At 29.5% G+C, this 924-nt stretch carries 3 protein-coding genes; 1 reads left to right on the forward strand and 2 read right to left on the reverse strand.

What is annotated here, in order from left to right:
- Positions 1-43 precede the first annotated feature (43 nt).
- A complete protein-coding gene (locus tag M4L39_RS14540; RefSeq protein ID WP_277582637.1) occupies positions 44-223 on the forward strand; it encodes a hypothetical protein in 180 nt (59 codons plus the stop codon).
- A gap of 101 nt (positions 224-324) precedes the next feature.
- Here the strand turns inward: M4L39_RS14540 and M4L39_RS14545 are convergent, their stop codons facing one another.
- On the reverse strand, positions 325-474 hold the full coding sequence (locus M4L39_RS14545) for a hypothetical protein (protein ID WP_193014125.1): 150 nt from the start codon (positions 472-474) through the stop codon (positions 325-327).
- 15 nt (positions 475-489) lie between these two features.
- The coding region (locus tag M4L39_RS14550; protein ID WP_277582638.1) for a DUF7659 family protein at positions 490-924 on the reverse strand (435 nt) is incomplete at its 5' end.

The raw sequence follows: 924 nt of genomic DNA on the forward strand, positions 1-924 counted from the left end.
TAAAGTGAGGGAATGTAGTCCATTTCCGAATCTTTAAGATAAATTGGCTATATGGAGTGTTTTAGCCGATTTATCTGGCTTGATCGTGCTTGAATCACATCAACCAACGTACATAGCGTTTAGACCTTGTGCGTTGGTTGGTGATGATGAAACACTTTGTAGATTATTTGAGTGGGTCGCTTACATCTGGATATTAAAATGTGAGCCTATTAGCTTGGGTTAATCGCTAATAGGTTCACTCCTTTTGGGCTATTTTTATGTAAAGACGTAATGATCGCTTTACATAAAAAAGCCCCCCCTCTATTTTTCGAGGGTTTTTAGGCTTTATTTAATTAAATGCTTTAACTTGTTTTTAGCGACCTTTAAATCTACCATTTTTTCTTTTATCTCTTTATCTGTTAAATCTTGAAATTCTAACTCTAGCTCTATATTCTCAATAATGTACTTTAATTCTAACTCTCTAAATTCACCCATTTTTTTCACCTCTTTTTATTGGTTTACTTCTTCAATATAATCATTTTTAGCTTTTATATAAATCTCTTTTAATCTTTCATCTGAAATGAATAAATGTTCATCTATATCACAGGTACTTAGTATTTCTTCATCATCATAAGTTATAATATACTCATGATTACCCATTTCATATTTGAACATATGATAAACATAGTCGTCATTTTTCATATTTTTAATATGTTCATCTTTAAAACTATCCATCATTTGATTAAATTTTTCTACATCTGATTTGCGAATAAAACCATTCATACCAATTGATATTATTTCTTCTGAATTAATTTCTAATTTTTCTAGACCCTCGTTAAATTGGTTTTTGTCAAATGCAAAAAACATATCAAAGTTATTAAATCTTTCGTGTTTACTTTCTTTAGCTTGTATATATAAATTCTCCATCGTGACCACTCCTAATTG

The sequence above is a fragment of the Staphylococcus equorum genome (assembly GCF_029531845.1).
In the GTDB taxonomy this organism is placed as follows: domain Bacteria; phylum Bacillota; class Bacilli; order Staphylococcales; family Staphylococcaceae; genus Staphylococcus; species Staphylococcus equorum_C.